1 pseudogene is annotated in these 299 nt (G+C 68.9%); it reads right to left on the reverse strand.

The window, feature by feature from the left end:
* Nucleotides 1-258 (reverse strand): annotated as a pseudogene (locus tag ACLJNW_RS24335) (nuclear transport factor 2 family protein); the annotation flags it as partial.
* Nucleotides 259-299: the final 41 nt, after the last annotated feature.

The raw sequence follows: 299 nt of genomic DNA on the forward strand, positions 1-299 counted from the left end.
GAATTCCAGCACCACGCTGCGGCCGTCGGCGCTGGCCAACTGGCGGTGATAGGCGAAATCCTCGAAGACCGTGAGCACGGTATTCAGGATCATCGAGACCACCGGTGCGCCGGCATACGGCTTGTGCGCCATCGGCGAGCGGAACACGGCGTCGGGGTGCAGCAGGCGCGGCAACCCGGAGAGGTCGCGGCGGGCGATCAGCCCGTGCCATTCGGCGAGGGTGGCGGCGGCGTTGGCTTCGAGCGGCAGGCTGGTCATACGGTGGCTCCTCTGGCGGGTGCTGGACTGTATCCCCGGGG

The sequence above is a fragment of the Salmonella sp. SAL4457 genome (assembly GCF_046548235.1).
GTDB classification, from domain to species: Bacteria; Pseudomonadota; Gammaproteobacteria; order Enterobacterales; family Enterobacteriaceae; genus Salmonella; species Salmonella enterica.